This is a genomic window from Scytonema hofmannii PCC 7110 (assembly GCF_000346485.2).
GTDB lineage: Bacteria > Cyanobacteriota > Cyanobacteriia > Cyanobacteriales > Nostocaceae > Scytonema > Scytonema hofmannii.
This window is the reverse complement of sequence record NZ_KQ976354.1, coordinates 2,343,158-2,360,372: the sequence shown is the minus strand read 5'-3', so window position 1 is coordinate 2,360,372 and position 17,215 is coordinate 2,343,158. Positions and strand designations below refer to the sequence as shown.

11 protein-coding genes are annotated in these 17,215 nt (G+C 40.5%); 8 read left to right on the top strand and 3 right to left on the bottom strand.

Annotated features, from left to right (window positions below; translation table 11 throughout):
* Nucleotides 1-77: 77 nt before the first annotated feature.
* Both WA1_RS10130 and WA1_RS10125 read left to right on the top strand, forming a co-directional pair.
* Entirely contained in the window at nt 78-440 is a 363-nt protein-coding gene (locus WA1_RS10130; protein ID WP_017743889.1) for a hypothetical protein, read from the top strand.
* Between the two features lie 258 nt (nt 441-698).
* Complete coding sequence (locus tag WA1_RS10125) at nt 699-1,883, top strand: homospermidine biosynthesis protein (RefSeq protein ID WP_017743888.1); 1,185 nt, start codon at nt 699-701, stop codon at nt 1,881-1,883.
* Between the two features lie 83 nt (nt 1,884-1,966).
* Here the strand turns inward: WA1_RS10125 and WA1_RS10120 are convergent, their stop codons facing one another.
* Nucleotides 1,967-4,393: an adenylate/guanylate cyclase domain-containing protein gene (locus tag WA1_RS10120; RefSeq protein WP_017743887.1), complete on the bottom strand. Its 2,427-nt coding sequence runs from the start codon at nt 4,391-4,393 to the stop codon at nt 1,967-1,969.
* 722 nt (nt 4,394-5,115) lie between these two features.
* Between WA1_RS10120 and WA1_RS10115 the strand changes: the two genes are divergently transcribed.
* The 4 genes from WA1_RS10115 to WA1_RS10100 all read left to right on the top strand — a co-directional run bounded on the left by WA1_RS10115 (nt 5,116) and on the right by WA1_RS10100 (nt 10,616).
* On the top strand, nt 5,116-6,468 hold the full coding sequence (locus WA1_RS10115; protein ID WP_017743886.1) for a P-loop NTPase fold protein: 1,353 nt from the start codon (nt 5,116-5,118) through the stop codon (nt 6,466-6,468).
* On the top strand, nt 6,419-8,473 hold the full coding sequence (locus tag WA1_RS10110; RefSeq protein WP_017743885.1) for a tetratricopeptide repeat protein: 2,055 nt from the start codon (nt 6,419-6,421) through the stop codon (nt 8,471-8,473). The genes WA1_RS10115 and WA1_RS10110 overlap by 50 nt, the downstream gene beginning before the upstream one ends.
* A gap of 458 nt (nt 8,474-8,931) precedes the next feature.
* The gene (locus WA1_RS10105; RefSeq protein ID WP_017743884.1) at nt 8,932-9,288 is read left to right on the top strand and encodes a VOC family protein; all 357 of its coding nucleotides are present in this window, start codon (nt 8,932-8,934) and stop codon (nt 9,286-9,288) included.
* A gap of 29 nt (nt 9,289-9,317) precedes the next feature.
* Nucleotides 9,318-10,616, top strand: a complete 1,299-nt coding sequence (locus WA1_RS10100; protein WP_026134703.1) for a recombinase family protein — start codon at nt 9,318-9,320, stop codon at nt 10,614-10,616.
* Between the two features lie 89 nt (nt 10,617-10,705).
* Here the strand turns inward: WA1_RS10100 and WA1_RS10095 are convergent, their stop codons facing one another.
* Nucleotides 10,706-12,268 (bottom strand): hypothetical protein, encoded by a 1,563-nt coding sequence (locus tag WA1_RS10095; protein WP_017743882.1) that lies wholly within the window; start codon nt 12,266-12,268, stop codon nt 10,706-10,708.
* Nucleotides 12,269-12,498: 230 nt separating this feature from the next.
* On the opposite strand from WA1_RS10095, the gene WA1_RS10090 reads away from it, so the two are divergent.
* Nucleotides 12,499-14,106 (top strand): ArnT family glycosyltransferase, encoded by a 1,608-nt coding sequence (locus WA1_RS10090; RefSeq protein WP_017743881.1) that lies wholly within the window; start codon nt 12,499-12,501, stop codon nt 14,104-14,106.
* A gap of 87 nt (nt 14,107-14,193) precedes the next feature.
* On the opposite strand, the gene WA1_RS10085 is transcribed toward WA1_RS10090, so the two are convergent.
* Nucleotides 14,194-14,565, bottom strand: coding sequence for a hypothetical protein (locus WA1_RS10085; RefSeq protein WP_017743880.1), 372 nt, complete (start codon nt 14,563-14,565; stop codon nt 14,194-14,196).
* A 679-nt stretch (nt 14,566-15,244) separates the two neighbouring features.
* Here WA1_RS10085 and WA1_RS10080 point away from each other — a divergent pair.
* Nucleotides 15,245-17,149, top strand: a complete 1,905-nt coding sequence (locus WA1_RS10080) for a chloride channel protein (protein WP_026134702.1) — start codon at nt 15,245-15,247, stop codon at nt 17,147-17,149.
* The last annotated feature ends 66 nt before the right edge of the window (nt 17,150-17,215 follow it).

Genomic DNA, 17,215 nt, shown 5'->3' with positions numbered 1-17,215 from the left:
AGAACACAAGAACGTTACTAAGCAAGGCAGCATTCATACCAAAAGTAAATTAGTCAATTAATAAGCAATATAAAGATATGAGAATTATGGGTATTCCTGGAAACTCAAAAAACTTCCAGTTTCTACCTGGAAGCTTTTTTCTCCCGTTTTTTGTCAAACAAGCCAGTATTGCCTCCTGTTTCATAGGAGGGCTAGTTCTGCTGAACTGGATATTCAACATTTTACAGTTGAAGAGTATAGGCTTGGAAATACCCACATTAAAAACTGCCACCATTGTTAGCTTTATCATGGCGATCGCATCATTATGGCTGTGGTATGCACTCACAATATTGGTGAGTGGAAATGGTGCAGGTAGTCTCATGGCGCGGAAACTCCTGCCGATGGCGATCCTCTTACCGCCGTTAGTAAAAGGTATCTGTGCAATTGGTTATTCTCATTGAACGTGCAGATGAGGCACTGTATGCAGCTAAGGAACAAGGTCGCAACAGAAACTGTCTGCTGTTGTCTTAAAATAACATAAGTATTAAATATAAATTTGTAACAATAGTATTTGAATTTTAAATACACGTAGGTAGGGCTAAAACCAACCAAATCAAACGTGCGGCACAGCCTTACCTACAGGTGAGAAAAAATTTAAAGACGTATAAGATTGTATCCGGTCTGCTCATTTTAAATGGACTTACAGGGGACTATCAAAAATGTCAAAACATCTAGGTAAAAAAATTGCACCTGCACCAATGCCAACTGACATTGGAGTCGTAGATTTGATTGATAACTACTTTACAGCATACAACTCGGCACGATTGCGGGAAATATGCCATTTACTGAGCCGGGATGTACTGAAAGAAGGTGTAACGGTGGGAGTTAGCCTTTCTGGTGCTATGACACCAGCAGGATACGGAGTTTCGGTGCTTGCACCTCTCATCCGCCATGGATTTATTGATTGGATGATTAGTACTGGTGCTAACCTTTACCACGATATGCACTACGGCTTAGGTTTTGAACTTTTCGCTGGTAATCCATTTTTAAATGATGTAAAGTTACGACAGGAAGGAACCATCCGTATTTATGACATTATATTTAGCTACGATGTCTTACTAGAAACAGATGCTTTCATTCGTAAGATTTTGCAAGCACCAGCTTTTCAAAAACGGATGGGAACAGCACAGTTTCACTATCTACTTGGCAAGTATGTTCGAGAAGTAGAAAAACAAGTTGGAGTTAAGCATTCCAGTTTGCTGGCCACAGCTTATGAGTATGGCGTACCAATTTATACTTCATCCCCTGGTGATAGCTCTATAGGAATGAACGTTGCAGCCTTATCGTTAGAAGGTTCTCAACTGATACTAGATCCGTCAATTGATGTGAATGAGACAGCCGCGATCGCGTATTATGCACGAGGTTCTGAAGGGAAAAGCGCAGCTTTCATTATTGGTGGTGGAAGCCCCAAAAACTTTCTATTACAAACCCAACCGCAACTGCATGAAGTTCTAGGACTAGAAGAACGGGGACACGATTTCTTTATACAGTTTACAGATGCTCGTCCAGACACTGGAGGTTTATCTGGAGCAACACCCTCAGAAGCAGTCAGCTGGGGTAAGATCGATCCCGATGAATTACCCAGCACAATTGTTTGTTATACTGACAGTACTATTGCCTTACCATTAGTCACAGCTTATGTCATGAACCAGTGTCAGCCCCGTACTTTAAAGCGGCTGTATGACAAGCGAGAAAATATGCTAGCGCAATTGCGAACAGAATATTTAGCCGCTAAAACTCGTTCTTCAGAGCAAATTCCAGCCGCTATGGTTCAGACAGGTGTTCAAGAATCTGTGACTTATCCTGTAGGAAGGTTGATTCCCAATACTGGGGGAGGGGAGTAGGGAGTAGGGAGTAGGGAGTAGGGAGTAAGTAAGTACATATTCTTCCCCCACTCACCACTCACCACTCCCCACTCCCTCTAATCTCATTTCCGCCCAATCATCAAATAAGTTGTCATTTTGCCTTTGCCTTTGATTTCAATTTCACCCCGTTTTTGAAATACAAATTCATCGTGCAACTTTTGGTATGTAGTTTCTGTGACTTGAATTTTACCAGCCAAACCTTGGGATTCCATCCGATGGGCGATATTTACCGTATCTCCCCAAAGATCGTAGCTGACTTTTTTGATACCAATGACTCCCGCTACTACAGGTCCGCTATGGATTCCGACTCGTATACTAAAGTTTTGGTTGTTCTCAGAGTTAAACTCGTCAATCGCAGTTTGCATATCTAGAGCCATACAAGCAATGGCTTGGGCGTGATTTGGGTGGCGCACGGGTAAACCGCCAACTACCATGTAAGCATCACCAATGGTCTTAATTTTCTCTAAACTATATTCTTCGGTCAGGCGATCGAACATTGAAAAAATTTGGTTTAATATCTTGACAAGCTGAATGGCACTAATTTGAGAGGCGATTTCAGTAAAGCCAACAATATCAGCAAACAGAACACTCACATCAGTAAAGTGTTCTGCGATCGTACCGGGTTCTTGTTTTAAACGGTTGAAAATGGCTTCTGGCAAAATATTGAGCAACAAACGCTCGGTTTGTTCTTGCTGGTGGCGCTGTACTTCTTCCACTGCAACACGCTGAGTCACATTCCGAAAAATACCACGCGTCAAAACTGGTTTTCCCTTGACAAATTTGCAGTTAATATTTCCTTCCACAAAAATTTTTTGACCATCTTTAGAGACAAATGCAATTGTTACTTGGCTGAGGTTTTTTCCTGACATCACCTGATAAAGGATATGTCGGTATTGTTCTCGAAAATCGGGATGAATGATATCAAACAGATAAAGCTGTTTGACTTCAAACTGTGAGTATCCTAAAGTTTTATGCCATGCACGGTTAACATACTCAAATTGACCGTAAGGAGTGACGCATTGAATCAATTCATCTGCATTCTCAAATAAATCCCGATAGCGTTCTTCACTTTCTACAAGTGCTTCCTCTGATAGTTTGGATTTAATAAACTGAGAAATTTGATGACTAACAGAAACCATCATTTGCAATAATTCGGCATCTTTTGGCTGTATATCTTGACTAAAGAAAGTCATAATCCCCAAAATTTCCCCATTATCCAAAATGGGAAAGCCAAATGCCGATCGCAATCCGGATTCCATAGCAGCTTGCGATCGCACATCACCAGACTGTTCATTTTCATGCAAAGATGCGTTGCGATAAGCTGAAGGCTTAACCGCTAAAGCCGTATCGCACACCCGACCAAAATTTTCATGCTGCGCGATATTCTCGATCCAAAGAGGCGATTGAGTTGACCATATTTGACCGGGAAAACCAATACTGGGGGTGTAAGTCGTTTGCCAAGTCACTGCTTTAAACTCTCGGATTGTAACCGTTCGACTCGACCAAATTTCCACACATCTGAGTACTGAATGAACGCAATCTTGCTGTGACGATAGTCCTATGTACTCATTTGCTGTCCAAAGCTCCCCCAAATCCCATCCCAAACACTCACATATAGCGTGTAAAATTTTGGGAATTGCCTGTTTGATACTTTGTGATTCTGATAGTATCCGAGTTATGGTGTATTGCGTACCAATTCGTTGCTGTCGGCTCTTTTGAGCAGTAATATCTCTCCCCATATAAACTATATCTGTCAAACCGTCTGTTTTCGACTGAATTACCGAGCAAGAAAACGCTATCATCAGCTTTTCTTTCTCTTTATTTCGACAAATAATTTCTATATTTTGAAAGTATTTTTTAAATAAGGCTCTCTGCTGAATAGCTTTCTGAAATAATGTATTATCATCAAATAATAAAGATATCGGCTGATTTATTAATTCTTCTTCGCTATAACCAAATAACTCTAATGCAGCACGGTTAATTTTCTTAATTTTTCCCGCTTTCGTTGTCACTAACAAGACTTCTGCCATTGCAGTGATCGCTTTTTCTATATAATTTTTATATGCAAACAAAGTATTATATAAAATTTTTATATTATTTGTTTGTTGTTTAACGAGCATTATCTCTGTTGTATCTTCAAAAAGTATTGTTAGTTGATTTTCATTATAACTTTCACCACCCTTACACAGAATATAGATATCAAAAGATAGACGGCATTCTCTGCCAAATGTTCTAGCCAGAGATTTTAATTCAAAAAGTTCCTGTTCTCCTTTTAAGATAGGAATCAAAATATCTTCAAGACCAATAAATTCAGGAAAACCCAAACGAATATCTTTTCCTGGCATAACCTCTTGAGGGTTAGCAGCAAACCGTTGCACTTGTTTGGATGCATACAGAATCCGGAAATGACTATCCAAGTCCAAGCGTTCAAACTTGCGATGTATATCTTTATACTTTTTAAAATTTTTATTGGGTGCCTGGTGTTTCATAGTCGTACAGAGAGACTAAGGGGTGATTTTAAAAAAAACTCCTGTACGGGCGTTTGGGTATAAAGCCATTCGCCCCTCCTATTCGGGCAAACAATTGCTTGCCCCACTCCTAATTTGGCACCACTAATGATTTTTCTAAGATTGCTGTTGTAACTTAATCCACTAATTATAAAGTGAATTAGGGTTGTATTTATAGCTCTAATTCACCATATCTGCAATCTTTCACAAAGAATGAACATAATTTCACAGTTTTACTGCTGTTATATTAGATTGTAGCCCCAAATCTATAATACTCATAATGAAAGATTTTAAAATACATCTAATGACAGATTTACTTTATTCAGAGTTTAATATTCACCTATATAGCAAATATGTACATAGGAGCCATGTACTTTTGCACCTTGGGATTGGAGAGGATGTTTGAAATGTAGCGATGTTTGTAATCGCGTCTATACAGGCAAAACCCACCTACGAGGGTTTATAGCAGTTTTCATATTAATAGACCATATGGGGTGGGGTGGGGTGGGCGTCCTCGCCCGCCCTCTTATCCAGTACGGGCGGGGACGCCCGTACCACAAGAAAATACTGTGGTTATTTACTTAATAACTGCTGTAAAGACCTTGAGTTTTCGTTAGCCCTCACGGGTAGTGAGTCCTGGGAATGCTAAAATTTATCATTGATTGACTTTCTACTAATAAACCTAACATAAATCTTGCAACTCAATGACTGTATATAATTATCTCCGTGCTACGACACTAAAGACAGCTTTTCAATTTTGTAATGTTGAACCTCTAGAAGAAGAAGAAATAGAGCGTTATTATGTTGACTTATCATCAGTTCGTAAAACATCTGCTATTGAAAATGTAAGTACTATTTTAGACTTTCAAGAACCTGCACAATTCACTACCATTCTATTTACCGGGCATCGAGGTTGTGGCAAGAGTACAGAACTGAAGAAAATTCAAAAGCAATGGGAAGAAGATTATAAAGTTATTTATTTAGAAGTCAACGAAGAAACAGATATTAATGATGCTCGTTATACAGACTTATATTTAATAATTATCAAGCAAGTAGAGTTTGAGCTACGTCAACTAGGTTTACATTTTGATTCTAAACTCCTGAAAAACTTTGAATCTTGGTTTAAAGAAGTTACCAAAGAAACTGAAGAAACCGTTGAAAAATCCGTCAGTATAGAAGGAGAAGCTACCCTCGGACCTCAAGCTCCGTTTATCGCTAAGTTGCTAGTCAAGTTACTAGCACAAATTAAAGGCTCTGACAAGCAAAAAACAACGATTCGCCAAACTTTAGAGAAAGATTTATCCCGTTTGAAGGCAGATATTAACCTTTTGCTAGGGGATGCATACGTTAAACTCAGAAATAAATATCCTAAATGTAAAGGTTTATTGATTATTTTTGATAATCTAGATCGGGTTCCCCTTGCAGTGGCAGACCATTTATTCTTTGAATACGCGGCTCAGTTACAAGAATTAAATTGCACTATCATTTATACAGTACCAATTTCTGTTCTTTGTTCGCCTAAAAACCCGTGTACCCAATTTGATGGTAATCCCCACATCGTACCAATGGTGAACATATATGAATTTGAACGTGATATCTGCCATCTAAATTACAATCGAGAAGGATTAGAAGCAGTCGCTAGCCTGATTGAACGTCGTGTAGATATTGATGCAGTTTTTGAATCGCGACAAGAGTTACTCGATCTAGCAAAAGCTAGTGGAGGTCATGTACGTCAGTTAATGCAGATGATGCGGACGGCTTGCCAAACAGCTAGCACTCGCAAACATTCCAAAATTAATACTGAGGATGTAATTTACGCTGTAAAACAACAGCAATTTAGCTTTGAACGCTTTATTCCTGAAGAACACTATCCATTTTTAGCTCAAGTTTGCTTAACTAAAAATGTTAGTAAGGATGATATTGGTCAGTTAATGCTTTTTAATACCTCGGTTTTAGAGTACAACGGGGATAAGCGATGGAATTACCCAAATCCAGTGGTGAAACAAAATGAATTCTTTCAAGCCGCCCTCAAATCCGCTCTTTCCCAGCAATCCTAAGATAGAAAAAGAACAATTTCTAGCAGTCAATCAACAAACTTTTGCAGAGTTAATCACATTTATAGATTTTGCTGAAAAATTTACAATTGGTTTTATTGAAATAAATTTTCCTAAAGATAGAGAAATTTTAATTACAGTACTTGAAAATCATCCTGAATGTCAGGAAATCCAATTTGTCACCCTTGATTTTCCCGATCCTCATTTACGTTTTTTAAAAGATGAGATAGTTAAAATATTATCAACAATTCAAAGAGACACAAGCAAAAAATTAGTTTTGATTGTACGGCAGTTAGAAAATTCCATTGGTGTTTTTGGAGATTATCCTCCAGTTTTACAAGACCTAAACTTTGTTCGCGATGCTTATAAAAAAACGCTTCCTCACCCTATATTATTTATATTACCTGATTATGCTCTAACCCGCCTAGCAAAATTTGCCCCTGATTTTTGGGCTTGGAGATCGGGAGTTTTTCGTTTTAAAACAACTCAACTTACTAGAGAAGACGCGCTTGCTCAAACTCTTAACTCCAACCAATCAATAGACACGTTAGAGAAACCAGAAAAACAAGAGCGTGTAGACTTACTACATCGTCTGTTAATGGAATACAAACCTACAGGCGATCGAGTAAAAGGAAAAAATTTACATAGCTACAGTAACATATTACATCAACTAGGAGTCGCATATCTAAGTCAACGAAATCCAGAAAAAGCAAGAGAATATTTAGAAGAAGCTGTAACAATTGCTAAAAATAGTGAGAATTTATCATTCCAAGCAGAAGCTCTCAATACATTAGGCAAAGCATATTATCAACAAAGGAATTTTGATAAGGCTATTGCATACTATGAAGAGTCTTTCAGAATTTCACAAGAAATGGGTAATCGTCTAGGTGAAGTTGCTGCTTTGTTTGCCTTGGGCAATACTTATTTGAATTTAAGACAATTTCAACAGGCAAAAAACCTTTATCATCAATGTTTAGCACTCGATCTACAAATCGGCGATCGCTACTCAAGTGCAAGCACCTACCACCAGTTGGGAATAGTAACTCAAGCATTGCGAGAATATGAACAGGCGCAGCAATATTATCAACAAGCCTTGGAAATTTACATCGAATTTGGCGATCGCTACTCAAGTGCTCCTACATACCACCAATTAGGATATTTAGCACAAGAATTGCGGGAGTACGAACAGGCGCGACAATATTATCAACAAGCTTTGGCAATCTACAGTGAATTTGGCGATCGCTACTCAAGCGCTGGCACATACCACCAATTAGGAACAGTAGCCCAACAATTGCGAGAGTATGAACAGGCGTGGCAATATTATCAACAGGCTTTGGCAATTTACATTGAATTTGGCGATCGCTACAAGTCTGCTGCCACCTATCACCAATTAGGATATTTAGCCCAAGAATTGCGAGAGTATGAACAGGCGCGACAATATTATCAACAGGCTTTGGCAATTTACATCGAATTTAGCGAGCGCTACTCAAGTGCAAGCACCTACCACCAGTTGGGAATAGTAACTCAAGCATTGCGAGAATATGAACAGGCGCAGCAATATTATCAACAAGCTTTGGCAATCAAACTCGAATTTGGCGATCGCTACAAGTCTGCTGACACCTATCACCAATTGGGATATTTAGCCCAAGAGTTGCGAGAGTACGAACAGGCGCGACAATATTATCAACAAGCTTTGGAAATCTACATTGAATTTGGCGATCGCTACTCAAGTGCTCGTACATACCATCAATTGGGATATTTAACCCAAGAGTTGCAAGAGTACGAACAGGCGCGGCAATATTATCAACAAGCTTTGGAAATTAAACTCGAATATGGCGATCTCTATTCCCAAGCTAGTACATATTACTGTTTGGGAACACTGGCAGAAGCACAAGAAAATTACGCACAAGCAAGAGCTAATTTACAAAAAGCCTTAGAAATTTATGTTGAATATAACGATGAATATTGGGCTTCTTCGGCACGGCAGGTATTAGAGAGACTTCCATAGTAAATATTATCTTTTCACTCTGATAGCCCAAATTTTGCTCACACTCCCTGTCCTGTTATCTCAAATCCAATTATAGCAGTTCCCAGTCTGCTGAGTACAAACTTATCAGCGTCCATCAGCGTTCATCTGCGGTTAATTTTTTCTTCGGTGTGCTTTACGAAAGTGGGAATTGTCGCGAGCAGCAATGGGAGCATCCCAATTTGGCGCATTGCCCTCAGAATAGAATTCTGGGGCTACACAAACGCTTGTCCGCCCAAGCGCAAAGCGCACGCTACGCGAACGCGGACTTAATAGAAAGTCCACGTAGGTGGACGAGCGTTTGTATAGACGCGATTTTAATCGCCCAATGTTTTTTCCAAATTGGGATGCTCCCGCAGCAATTTCAGGAATTGCGTCTTTCTTTGCGACTTTGCGTAAGTTTTAATATATAGATATTCAACCATACAACTATACTTCAAATGCAAATAACCCAATATCTCCATACAGCCATTCTCGTCACCGACTTAGAAAAAGCCGAGCATTTCTACGGAACAGTGCTAGGATTACCCAAAGTAGAACGTTCCTTAAAATTCCCAGGAGTATGGTATCAGATAGGAAATTACCAAATTCACCTCATCGCCGCCCCATCCACACCCGAATCGCAAAACGAAAAATGGGGACGCAACGCCCACATCGCTTTCTCAGTCGCTGACTTAAATATAGCCAAACAGCAACTTATAGATAACAACTATCTCATTCAACCCAGTGCTTCCGGACGCCCAGCTGTCTTTACCAAAGACCCAGATGGTAACATTGTTGAACTCAGCCAGCAATGAAAAAGACTTCGCGCCTTCGCGGTTTACAGATGAAAACCTTCGCCTACACCTACAGCGATCCCATACTAGAACAAAACCCCGATCCCACAACCTGGGGATGGGAGATAGAACGAACATATCAAGACTTAGGAAAAAGGACTGAACTACAAAAATTACTTAACGACTGCAAAACCGAAACCCCCACTCACCTCCTCATTCGCCGCTTAGAAGAATTAGGAGACACCATAGAAGAAGTGACTTCCCACCTGACAGAACTAGAAACAATGGGAATTACACTCATTGCAATTGAACAAAATTATAACTCCTCACACAAAAGCCCCAACATCCGGGCTGACTTGCTCAAACTCCTCTACGAAATACAGCATCAGCAAAAGAGTCGCCGCATACGTCAAGGACACGCCCGCAACCGTTTAGAAGCCGCACCCCCACCTGGTAAAGCACCCTATGGCTACCGCAGAGGTAAAGGAAAATACACTGTAGACCGCAGTACTTCCCCAGTTGTTAAAGATTTCTTTGATAACTTCTTACTTTACGGTTCCCTGCGAGGCGCAGTTCGTTACCTGGCAAAAAAATATGGCAAGAAAATTTCTGTTACCACAGGACGCCGTTGGTTGACAAATCCCGTCTACCGTGGCGATACAGCATATCACAATGGAGAAGTCCTGTCCGATACTCATGCTTCCATCATTAGTAGAGAAGAAGCCGCCCAAGTGGATAGACTATTGCGGCGCAACAGCCGTCTACCCCGAAGAACAGCTAGCGCACCACGTTCTTTAGCAGGTTTAGCGATTTGTGGCGAATGTCAGTCACACATGACAATTACCCGTGTTACCATACGCAACCAAGACAAAGAATACCTCTATCTACGCCCAATTAGCTGTCCCAAACATCCCAAGTGTCGCGCCATACCATATCAAGAAGTATTAGAACAGACTATTAAAACTGTTTGCAAAGACTTACCCCTTGCGGTAGCTGGAATGGATTCTCCTCAGCTAGAGACAGTAAAAGATAATTTAAATCAATCTATTTTGCGCCAACAAGAAATACTCAAACAGTTACCTGATTTGGTGGAGGCTGGAGTTTTGGATGCAGAAACATCTCAGTTAAGAGCATATAAACTCCGTGTAGAAATATCAGAACTTCAAGCGAAGTTGGCAACTCTACCACCAGTGAATTTACGTTCTGTTGCTCAAGCAGTTTCTATTCCTCAGTTTTGGTTAGATTTGTCTGAAGCGGAACGAAGGTTTTACTTCCGTGAGTTTATTCGACAAGTTGAGATTGTTCGTGAAGATAAAGATTGGGAATTACAAGTTATTTTTATTTTTTGAAATAGCAATCCTATTTCATTTGTGAAAATTCGCTGTGTTCAGATCCCCAACTTCTCAAAGAAGTCGGGGATCTAACTTTTCAGTAACAATCAGCCATTACCTTCAGTCTCACTTACAGTTTTTGTAGATTGAGGACGTTTCCCTGCGTTTCGTACATTCATAAATTTACTGAGTACATCAAACCAAAAGGGCGCTCCCATTGCGATCGCAAAACCACTTGCAATCCAACCAGGAATCATTCTTAAAATTCTAGTAGGTGTAATGACAGGTTCTTCTGGTGATGTTAAGCGAAACTGTTGTGATAAGTTAGCAGGAGTCCAACCAATGGGTAGAGAAACTGCTGTGAGAATATTGTCAGCATCATTTGTCAATTTTTTTATGTCTCCTACTGTTGAAAAATTATTAACGTTAGGATTTGATAATTTTTCAGCATTTTGAACAATTATATTTCTCAGCACTGAATCTTTTGATAATCTATTCACCATGTGAAATGCATCCGCATTGGCTGCAACAGCAAGTACCAAGCCAATTAAAATACCTACACCTTTAGCATTGCGTTTGTAAACCCCAGAGGCTCTTTCCATAGAGCTATCAAAAGCCAACTCAATTTCTTGTCGCAATCTATCAATTCCTTCGCGTGTATTTTGTATTTTCGTTCCCGCACGTTTTGCTAAAACTGAAATATTATCCACAACTGATTCAGGTAAATTCTCAATCAAATTCTGAATTTCCTGATATGCTGCTCCATCTTTAGTCTTGAAAATCGCCTTAATTTCTTGATAAATTGCACTGTTTTTATTAATTAATCCAACAACTTCATCAATATTGGGCTGCAATCCTCCAATTAACATTGCTTGGTTGGGATTACCAAACATATCTTGTTGGTAATATTCTAATTTTTTGAAAACTTTGCTGTATGGCTCCTGGCTCGAAAGTTCTGGTGGAAGATCTTCTATGTATCTCTTTAAACTGATTTCCATGCGCTCAACACTAGCAGTCAAGTTAATTTTATTATCTTTATAACTCTTAATTATTTCATTGTAATCTATTTCTAAATCTTGAAGGTTCAGTGCAAGTTGATTAAAAAATCTTCGTAATTTCTCATCTTGAACAGTCTGCTGTTGCAATTGATTTAAAATATCCCTAATTTCCTTGATTCGTGCTGTTTTGAATCTTTCCAGCCTCGCTTCGGTTAACCAACGAACTAATTTGGGAATTTCCAGTACTTCTAACACAGTCGTTGCATAAATATCTGCCGGAATATAGGAGGGTCCGGTATGTTTGCCTTTACCAAAGATAGTTTGTTGACCTCGCTGTTTTGATGATATTAAAGACCGAATAAATGAAGCAATTGCCCAAGTAAATTTTCGAGGTAAAGACTCAAACCATCCTTTGGCTTCTTGATTAATATTTTTAATTAAGGGATTGTCATAAAGTTTATTGGCTAATTCAATAACTGACTTTAATTCATGCTGTTGATCTTGGCTCGAGACATTGCCTGCTAAAAAAATTTCAACGGACTTTTTTAAGTGTGCAGCCCGCCACTGCAATAAAGTTGCAATCAATTCTTGAATTTCTGAGGCAAGTAAGCTTAAAATTAAATAAATAAATATTAAGCCGATGACTACGTCAAACATAGCAGGTAGATTCATAAATTTCTTCTCCACTCAGGAATTAATATACGATCTTAGTCGGAATTGGAACCCAGTTCACTTTCTTATTAAGAAAAATAGATAAACCAAAAAAAGCTATAAAAAAATACTTTACGAGGAAATATAAGTTAATTTAAAATCTAGGAGCTTTGATGAAATGCAACATTCAAGTCTACATTGCGTCAGGAGTTTCATTCAACAACCAGCAAGCACAGTCATTATCCTAGATTATGCAATTCGTAAGCTTTCTTTGGGGTCGTCTGGAAAAACAGTATCGGTCGGCGGAACAGTGGATCGATTGGGTATGGGTGATCGTGCTGCTTTTGGCAGCTGTATTACTCTTTACCATAAATCTTGGAGAATTACCACTGCGGGATTGGGATGAAGGTACTGTCGCACAAGTAGCACGTGAAATCATGCGTGCTCCTGCTGGTTCAATGCCTTGGCTTTATCCAACACTTGGCGGAGAACCTTATCACAACAAACCACCGCTCATGCATTTGCTGATTGCTGGGGCTTACTCTATTTGGGGAGTTAATGAGTGGGCTTCCCGCTTACCTGGAGCTACGCTAACGGCTGTTTCAGTGCCTTTGCTTTATTACATTGGTCGAGAAATATTTCGCAAACGTCGTGCAGCAGTATACAGCGCTTTAATTTACCTCACCATGCTACCTGTAGTGCGTCACGGACGCTTGGCAATGTTGGATGGGGCTGTTGTCTGTTTTTTTATGCTCATGATGTTGTGCTTGTTGCGATCGCGTCGCAACTTACGTTACTGTCTTGGTGTTGGCATTGGTTTTGGGTTAATTTGCTTAACAAAAAGCATACTTGGTCTGTTGTTAGGTATAATAGCAATCCTATTTCTGTTTTGGGACACACCACGACTGTTAGCCAGTTGGTATATGTGGTTGGGAATTTTCATTGGCAGTGTACCTGTGGCATTTTGGTACGGTGCTCAATGGCTACATTACGGTGAGATATTTACCAAAGTCGGTATGGTAGATCAGTCCTTCAGTCGTCTTTGGCAATCTGTTGAAGGTCATTCCGGACCACCTTGGTACTACCTTCTGGAAATTTTCAAGTACAGTTGGCCTTGGCTAATTTTTTTACCTTCAAGTTTGCGTTTAACCTGGGAAAATCGCAACCTTAGCTGGGCAAAACTTGTATTGGTATGGAGTAGTGTTTACTTAATTTCTATATCTTTAATGAGTACTAAACTTCCTTGGTACATATTTCCCATCTACCCCAGCTTAGCTCTAGCTTTTGGGGCAAAAATAGCAGAAACCGAAGACTCCCAATTGCTCTCACCTTATCCCCGGTCTTGGATAGTTTCTTTAGCTCTGTTAGCATTAGTCGCGATCGCTGGCAGTATATACTACAGTATAGGGAGTGCGTCTCGATCGGAGTTACAACTGCTTTTTGCCGCAGTTGCGTTAACAATGGCTTTAGCTGCTGTTTTAGCCGAACGAGGTGACGGGCAATTTCTAAAAGTTCTATTTTGGGGTACTTATGTGTCGTTGCTGCTATTAATGTTCTCAAAGTATTGGGTTTGGGAATTAGGAGAAGCCTATCCTGTCAAACCAGTTGCTGAAATGATACAAAGAGCAGATCCCGATACAAAAAAGATTTACACCTCTTTCCTTTATCATCGCCCATCATTAGATTTTTATAGCGATCGCACTATTGTTCCTGCATCTGTTGCTCAACTCGATAGTTACTGGCGCAACGACAAGCAACCCTACTTCTTGCTAGATGAAGCTGCACGTAAAATCTTGCATTTAGATTCTGTGAAGCTAATTGACCAAACATCCGATTGGGTATTGATTACAAAAAATTGAGAGTTGTTGGTTGTTAGTTGTTAGTTGTTGGTTGTTAGTTGTATTAACCACTAACCACTAACCACTAACCACTAACCACTAACAAATTTAAAATTGCTTCTCTGTCTTTGGAAGTTCTGGAGTGTCGTAGATTGTAGTTTGTTGCTGGGTTATACCGATTGCACCCAGCAAAATAGCACTTCCTACAACTAGCGCCACTAAAGGATGCTTGAGAATCACAAAATCCCGTAAAATCCTAGCTAGGGGTCGGCTTTGACGGCGTAGGGAAGATGAGACTGCTACCTGCTGTTTGTAGGAAAAAGGATCGCGGACGTAATGACCGCTTTGACAAACGACTAGCCGTTCCTGACAGTACGGACAAGAAAACAATCCAACGCACGCCTTCATCGGTTTTCGTGCAGCGTTTTTCTGACAAATGGGGCAAGTCAAATAATGATTATCAAAGATGTGTGTATTCATCTACCTCGTCCGCCTAGTCTCTTACTCGCTTTAATAACAAAACAACAGCTATATAGAAATTCCGGTGACACTTACGTAGAGCACCCAATGTTCTGACATCAGCCATCAGTCACTGAATTGTTCGTGTTTCGGTTTCCCCTACAATTCTAGTGCCAGGGAAGCGACCACGCCTCTGTTTGAAGTGTGTAGTTTATAACTCGCAAGAAGTGTGAAGTGTAAAGGATGAAGGCTAAAGTGAAGAAATGACCTCAAACCTTACCCTTGTGGGCGCAATCTCTGTTCAAGCACTTCAGTGTTTACCGTATGGTTCAAGCCCCGCCCCTCAAAGGCGGTTACTTCATCCTTTATCCTTCATACTTCATCCTTTTGCTAACCTTCGATTCTTTCTCATTTAAGCATTGTCTCCGCAAAAATTTTGAGTGCTTGCAATCTTTTAACCAAAGCTTCGTAAATTGAATAAGGAGGCATGATGAACTTTCGTAGATGAGGGGGATTGGGCATTGGGCATTGGGCATTGGGAAATAGAAAATCAATCCCAATGACTAATCGTTCGTCCCTAATCCTTAGTCCCTAGTTTCTAATCCGCTAATTTTTACTTGTCTGGTTGATAAATAATCGCTCACAATGAGATGGAAGACATAAAAATTTAAATTTTTTATTAGATTTACTCCTCCACCCAATGAGCCTTTTGCATTCTACTCAATTAAGGAAGGTTGTGGAACAACCTGCTTTTCACTTCCTTTCTGCCCGGTTAACCGATTTGCTTAACCGTTTTCAACCATCTCCAGAAAGTGTTGTTCTGTTTTTAGCCGTGCTTATAGGGGGTGGCAGTGGAATGGGGGTGGTCACATTTCACTACCTCATTGAAATCATTCACCACCTCATGCTGGAAAATTTCATGGGTGCGATTGGGGCTTGGGGTGCTTGGACTTTAGCTTGTGTCCCTATCCTGGGTGGAATAATTGTCGGTTTCATGCGCTGGCGTACCTCTGACTTTGGACCAGGACTCTCTTCTCTCATTGCTGCTTCCTACCCTGGGGAAATCCAGCGAAAACTACGACCGGTCACCAAAATGCTGGCTGCATCTGTATCTTTAGGGAGTGGTGCTTCATTAGGACCAGAAGGACCCAGTGTAGAAATTGGGGCTAATTTTGGTTTGCTACTGTCTGTTGTGCAGCAAGTCTCACAAGAAAGACAGCGCTTGCTTTTGGGTGCTGGTGCTGCTGCGGGCTTGGCTGCTGGATTTAACGCTCCAATTGCGGGAGTTTTCTTTGCTTTGGAAGTGGTCTTAGGTACGACTGCCTTTGCCACTTCTGCTGTTAGTGTGGTGTTACTAGCCGCTGTTGTTGCAGCACTCGTAGCTCAAATTGGTTTGGGCGCACAGCCAGCTTTTACCTTACCCGCTTACCAAGTCCGCAGCCCTTGGGAATTACCTTTATATCTCGGCTTAGGTTTGGGAGCCAGTGTAGTTTCTCTTGCCTACACCCAGTCTATCCGTCTGGCAAAAGCTTGCTTCCACGGAAAAGTTCCCTATTTCCAATGGATGAAACGCATACCCGAACCATTTCACCCTGTTATCGGTGGGGTCATTGTTGGCGCAGTTGCCATATATCTCCCGCAAATTTTAGGGATTGGGTATGGCACTGTAGAAGCGATGCTGCAAGATGCAGAATTTTCTTTACAACTGCTCGTTGTGCTGCTTGTGGGAAAACTTCTGATGACAGCTGTTAGTGCTGGTAGTGGTTTTGTCGGTGGTGTGTTTGCTCCTGCTATGTTTTTAGGTGCTTCCTTTGGAGCAGCTTATGCCAAAATTTTAGCGTGGATCGTACCTGCAGTTAGTCAATTTATGGCCGGTCCTCCTGCTTATGCAATGGTGGGAATGGCTGCTGTTTTGGCTGCAAGTGTAAGAGCACCGCTCACGGCAATTTTAATGCTGTTTGAATTAACGAGAGACTACCGCATTGTCTTACCTTTAATGGCGGCAGTAGGTCTAAGTGTTTGGTTGGTAGAGAGAATGAAGCCAAATTCCAACTCAAACTCCAACTTACAACAAATTGGTCTTTCTGAATTGAAAGACGAACAAGCAGAAATTTTACGGCAAATTTTAGTAGAAGATGCTATGCTCTCTTGCCCCAAAAAGCTATCATCAACCATGACGGTAATTGAAGCCGCTTTGGAAATGACAGGAGACTTATGCCGCAGTGCCTTAGTTGTTAATGACGCAGGGCAACTTGTTGGTATCGTCTCTTTAGAAGATATCAACCGTGCTATTTCTGTTTGGGAAAAATACCCAAATTCGTCAAGTGAAATTCGGGCTGACATAGCTAATCAAACGCTCATGGATATTTCTACCACCGAGCTTCTTTATGCATGGCTTGATGAACCTCTCGCTGAAGCTTTAGATCGAATGGCAGGTCGAGGTTTGCATCAGTTACCTGTAGTCACCCGAGATAACCAAGAACGAATTTTAGGTTTATTAGAACGCGAGCAAATCGCTTTAACCTGCAACGTTGCAGTCACGCGCAGGTCTCTTCGTCATTACTTACCAATGACTCTCAAAACAGGTGTTAGTATTAGTCATTAGTCATTTGTCAAAAGGTCATTGGTCACTGGTCATTGGTCACTGGTCACTGGTCACTGACTAATGACC

Excerpts from the sequence above, each read along its gene's own strand:
- WA1_RS10090 (WP_017743881.1), top strand. The coding sequence starts at position 12,499 with ATGCAATTCGTAAGCTTTCTTTGGGGTCGTCTGGAAAAACAGTATCGG.
- WA1_RS10120 (WP_017743887.1), bottom strand. The coding sequence starts at position 4,393 with ATGAAACACCAGGCACCCAATAAAAATTTTAAAAAGTATAAAGATATA.
- WA1_RS10130 (WP_017743889.1), top strand. The coding sequence starts at position 78 with ATGAGAATTATGGGTATTCCTGGAAACTCAAAAAACTTCCAGTTTCTA.
- WA1_RS10115 (WP_017743886.1), top strand. The coding sequence starts at position 5,116 with ATGACTGTATATAATTATCTCCGTGCTACGACACTAAAGACAGCTTTT.
- WA1_RS10080 (WP_026134702.1), top strand. The coding sequence starts at position 15,245 with ATGAGCCTTTTGCATTCTACTCAATTAAGGAAGGTTGTGGAACAACCT.
- WA1_RS10105 (WP_017743884.1), top strand. The coding sequence starts at position 8,932 with ATGCAAATAACCCAATATCTCCATACAGCCATTCTCGTCACCGACTTA.
- WA1_RS10095 (WP_017743882.1), bottom strand. The coding sequence starts at position 12,268 with ATGAATCTACCTGCTATGTTTGACGTAGTCATCGGCTTAATATTTATT.
- WA1_RS10110 (WP_017743885.1), top strand. The coding sequence starts at position 6,419 with ATGAATTCTTTCAAGCCGCCCTCAAATCCGCTCTTTCCCAGCAATCCT.
- WA1_RS10125 (WP_017743888.1), top strand. The coding sequence starts at position 699 with ATGTCAAAACATCTAGGTAAAAAAATTGCACCTGCACCAATGCCAACT.
- WA1_RS10100 (WP_026134703.1), top strand. The coding sequence starts at position 9,318 with ATGAAAACCTTCGCCTACACCTACAGCGATCCCATACTAGAACAAAAC.
- WA1_RS10085 (WP_017743880.1), bottom strand. The coding sequence starts at position 14,565 with ATGAATACACACATCTTTGATAATCATTATTTGACTTGCCCCATTTGT.